The sequence below is a fragment of the Mycobacterium venezuelense genome, from assembly GCF_054919535.1.
In genome coordinates, this window is the sequence record NZ_JBONDW010000046.1 from 1 (window position 1) to 4,622 (window position 4,622).

At 65.1% G+C, this 4,622-nt stretch carries 5 protein-coding genes; all 5 read right to left on the reverse strand.

What is annotated here, in order from left to right:
• The coding region (locus ACRCUN_RS34085) for a hypothetical protein (RefSeq protein ID WP_462146013.1) at positions 1-298 on the reverse strand (298 nt) is incomplete at its 3' end.
• Between the two features lie 19 nt (positions 299-317).
• On the reverse strand, positions 318-1,679 hold the full coding sequence (locus ACRCUN_RS34090; protein ID WP_462146014.1) for an aldehyde dehydrogenase family protein: 1,362 nt from the start codon (positions 1,677-1,679) through the stop codon (positions 318-320).
• A 1-nt stretch (position 1,680) separates the two neighbouring features.
• Positions 1,681-2,415, reverse strand: coding sequence for a gamma-glutamyl-gamma-aminobutyrate hydrolase family protein (locus tag ACRCUN_RS34095; RefSeq protein ID WP_462146015.1), 735 nt, complete (start codon positions 2,413-2,415; stop codon positions 1,681-1,683).
• A gap of 6 nt (positions 2,416-2,421) precedes the next feature.
• Positions 2,422-3,795, reverse strand: coding sequence for an aminotransferase family protein (locus ACRCUN_RS34100; protein ID WP_462146016.1), 1,374 nt, complete (start codon positions 3,793-3,795; stop codon positions 2,422-2,424).
• A gap of 31 nt (positions 3,796-3,826) precedes the next feature.
• The coding region (gene pdxS, locus ACRCUN_RS34105) for a pyridoxal 5'-phosphate synthase lyase subunit PdxS (RefSeq protein ID WP_462146017.1) at positions 3,827-4,622 on the reverse strand (796 nt) is incomplete at its 5' end.

The window sequence follows — 4,622 nt, forward strand, 5'->3', positions numbered from 1 at the left end:
GCCGCGCACTGTCTGAGGCATGGTGAGTCCTTCCTTTGAGTTCGATTGGTGGGCTTGCCTTCTCCGGTCGAACGAGTTTCCGGGCGTGGTCGAGCAGGCGACGCTGGCGTTGGTTGAGCAATCTGCCGCTGCCCATGGTCAAGGCGCTGACGAGTTCGATGAACCGAGCATTGAGCCGCTGTGCGTCCATGCCGAATCGCGGCAGGATATCTTCGTCGAGTGGGCCGCCGTACGGGGCCCACTCGACCACATAGCGGATGATGTCCCAATCGAATTGATCGACTGTCTCGCGTGCCATTACCGCGGCCGAGGTGCGTCTAGGGCATGGTGTTGAAGAAGACGTTCTTCACTTCGGTGTAGGCATCGAGCGCATCCGGACCGAGTTCGCGACCCAAACCTGACTGCTTGAAACCGCCGAACGGCGTCGTTATCCGCACGGAGGTATACGAGTTCACGGCCAGTGCCCCCGCCGCGACCCCGCGCGCAACGCGCATCGACCGTGCGGCGTTCGACGTCCAGATCGATCCGGCCAACCCGTAGATGGTGTCGTTGGCCCGGGCAACCGCCTCGTCCTCGCTGTCGAAAGCGAGGATGGAGACGACGGGCCCGAAGATCTCCTCACGCGCCGAACGATGATCGTCGGCGATGGGATGAAGCACGGTGGGGGCAAACCAATACCCGGGCCCCGTCGGTGCCGAACCACGGAACAGCACGGGTGCATCATCGACGTAGCTCTGAACGGTGGCGGCATGACCCGCCGAGATCAGCGGGCCCATCTGCGTGTTCTCCGCGAGCGGATCGCCGACGACGATATTGGAGACGACCTTCTCGAGCTTCTCGAGGAACGTTTCCAGAGCGGACCGTTCGACGAACACCCTCGACCGTGCGCAGCAGTCTTGTCCCGAGTTCCCGAAGACAGCGCCCGTCAGGCCCTCGGCGGCCGCGTCGAGGTCGGCGTCGGCGAACACCAGCGCCGCCGACTTACCGCCCAATTCCAGGGTCACGCGTTTGATGCCCTCGGCCGCACGCCGCGCGATGTCCTTGCCGACATCGGTCGAACCGGTGAACGCGACCTTGCCGACCGCGGGATGCTCGACAAGCTGGCTGCCGATCGTCCGTCCTGGACCGACGACGACGTTGAAAAGGTCTGCGGGCAGCCCGGACTCGACGGCGAGCTCGCCGAGCCTCAACGAAGTCAGCGGCGTCAGTTCTGCGGGCTTGAGCACCACCGCATTGCCCGCCGCCAACGCCGGCGCCACCTTCCAGGCGGCGATCGTGAGCGGATAGTTCCACGGCGTGATCAGCCCCACTACACCGATCGGTTCGCGGAACGTCATGTCCACGCCGCCGGCCACCGGAATGGTGTGTCCCATAAGGCGTTCCGGGGCGGCAGCGTAGTAGCGGAATGTCGCTGCGACGCCGGCGATCGCGCCACGGGCATCGCTGATGGGCATGCCGACGTTGCGGGCCTCGAGCTGGGCCAGGGCTTCGCGGTTGTTGTCGACCGCCGCCGCGATGGCCAACAGCACCTCGGCGCGGAACTGGGGCGGCTGTGCCGCCCACTGCCGCTGTGCGACGGCGGCGCGGGCAATCACGTCGTCCAACTCCGCAGACGTGATCTGCTCGAGCGATTCGAGAACCTGTTCGGTCGCGGGCTCGATTACGTCGATGACGGCCATGTCAGTGGTTTCCTCCGAGAGCGTGAATTGCGCTGTTGATGAAGTCGGTCAGTGCGTGTTGCAGTTCGGCCGCCTCCGGATGCCACTGCACCCCGAGCACGTACCGATGGTCGGGCCATTCGATTGCCTCGGGCAGTTGATCGGGTAGCGACCGAGCCGTGACGACGGCGCCGTTGCCGAGCCGATCCACGCCTTGGTGGTGGTGCGAGTTCACGACCTGTATTCCGCTGCCGCACAACCTCGCCGCGTGCGTGTCACAGTCCACCTCGACTTCGTGGAACGTCGCGTGATCGAGCCGTCCCGGGCTGGGGCGGTGTTCGGCGTAGCCGGCGTCGAGCAGGTGTTGATGCAACGTGCCCCCGGCCGCGACGTTGAGAACCTGCATGCCGCGGCACACTCCGAGTACGGGAATATCCCGCCGCATGGCTTCCCGGGCCAACATGAGCTCGAACTCGTCGCGCAGTGGTTCGGTCGCCTCGGTGCGGCCGTTGTTCGCCGCTCCGTACGAAGACGGCTCGACATCGACACCGCCGATCAACAGCAGCCCGTCGATGCGGTCGATGAGCAATCCGGGATTCTCGACCGCGCGCGTGTCGGGCACGAGGCCGAGTGGGATCCCGCCTGCCGCATGGATCTTGGCGAGGTAGGTCGCGGGAATGATCGCGGCCTGCTGATTCCAGAAGCCCCAGCGAGCGATTTCGAACGCCGTGCAGACGCCGATGACCGGTGCGATCACGCCTGATCAGCCGATCTCGTGGGCGAACTTCGCCTCTGCCTCGGTGAGGCAGCGGTCGACGATCTCGATGGCGCGGTCGGCTTCGCTACGCGTCAGCACGAACGGCGGCGCGAGGTGCAAAACATCCCACACCCGGGTGACCAGGCCCTCTTCCTGCGTGCGCAGTGCGAGCTGCTTGATGAACGGATGCGATGTTCCCCACGCTTCGCGTGTCTCCTTGCTCTTGACGAAATCGATTGCGCACAAGAGACCTTTGCCGCCACGGACATCACCGACTGTGGGGTGGCTGCGCAGCTCCTGGGCGAGCTCGAACAGGTACGTGCCCATCTCGGCGGAGCGTTCGACCAGGTTTTCGCGTTCGAGGATCTCGATGTTCTTCAGGGCAGCGGCAGCTGCCACGGCGTGGCCGCCGAAGGTGATCAGGTGTCCCAGTGCGTGCCCGTCGGGACGGAAATCGTCGAAGATCGACGACCGGACCGCGACGGCCGCAACCGGTGCGTAGCCACTCGAAAGTCCTTTGGCCATGGTCATGATGTCGGGAACAACGCCGTAGTGCTCGGCGGCGAAGACCTTGCCCGTGCGTCCCCAGCCGGTGATGACCTCATCCATGATGAGCAGAACGCCGTACTTGTCGCAGATCTCGCGCAGCATCTGCCAGTACACCGGGCTCGGCAGGTGAGTCCCGTTGGCGACCGAGATCGGTTCACCGATCACCGCGGCGACATGCTCCGGACCCTGGATGAGGATCTCCTGCTCGACATAGCGGGCGCACATGATGTCGCCGGCCTCGCCCTCAAGACCGAAATCGTTGCGATAGTGGTTGGGGTTGGGCACCTTGCTGACGCCGGACATGAACGGCCCGAAGTACTTTTCGCTCGCACTGCCGGTCAGGCTTGCAGCGCCGAACGTGGTGCCGTGATAGGAGCCACGCCGCGCAATGATCTTGTAGCGCTTGCCGAATCCGCGCATCACCTGCACCTGCTTGGCGATCTTCATCGCGCTCTCGACTGCCTCGGATCCGCCCGAGCACAAGAACACCCGGTCGAGGTCACCCGGGGTGAGGGACGCGATCTTGCCTGCCAGCTTGATCGCCGCCGGGTTCGCGGCATTCGATGCGGCGGTGTAAGCGATCTTGCCGGCCTGTTCGGCCATGGCCTCGCCGATCTCGGTGCGGCCGTGGCCCGCCGCCACCACGAACAGCCCGGCCAGACCGTCGATGTACTCCTTGCCGTTCACATCGATCAGGGTCGAGCCGCGGCCCTCGACGAAAACCCGTAGCCCGCCCTGGATCAGTTCGTTCCATTCCAGGTCGTTGCTGTGCAGCCAAAGGTGGTCGAGAGCTTGTGTCTCCAGCTCGTGGCGGGTTTGCAGTGACGTCATGATGTGTTCCCTTTCTTGATGATTCGTCTTGTCACCAGCCGCGTTCGGCGAGGCGGTGTGGGATGGGGATGTCGTCGACGTTGATGCCGACCATGGCTTGGCCGAGGCCGCGGGAGACTTTGGCGAGGACGTCGGGGTCGTCGTGGAAGGTGGTGGCCTTGACGATCGCGGCGGCCCGCTGCGCGGGGTTGCCGGACTTGAAGATCCCCGACCCGACGAACACGCCCTCGGCACCGAGCTGCATCATCATCGCCGCATCGGCCGGCGTGGCGATCCCACCCGCGGTGAACAGCGTGACCGGAAGCTTGCCGGCCCGCGCCACCTCGACCACCAGCTCGTAGGGGGCCTGCAGTTCCTTGGCCGCCACATACAACTCGTCGTCGGCCATCGAGGTGAGCCGGCGGATCTCGCCACCGATCTTGCGCATGTGCGTCGTCGCGTTGGAGACGTCGCCGGTGCCGGCCTCACCCTTGGACCGGATCATCGCCGCGCCCTCGGTGATCCGGCGCAACGCCTCACCCAGATTCGTCGCCCCGCACACGAACGGCACGGTGAATTTCCACTTGTCGATGTGGTTGGTGTAGTCGGCCGGGGTCAACACCTCCGACTCGTCGACATAGTCCACACCCAGGCTCTGCAGGATCTGGGCCTCCACGAAATGCCCGATCCGGGCCTTGGCCATCACCGGGATGGTGACCGCATCGATGATGCCCTCGATCATGTCCGGATCGCTCATCCGCGACACCCCGCCCTGAGCGCGGATGTCGGCAGGAACCCGCTCCAACGCCATCACCGCCACCGCACCCGCACCCTCAGCAATGCGAGCC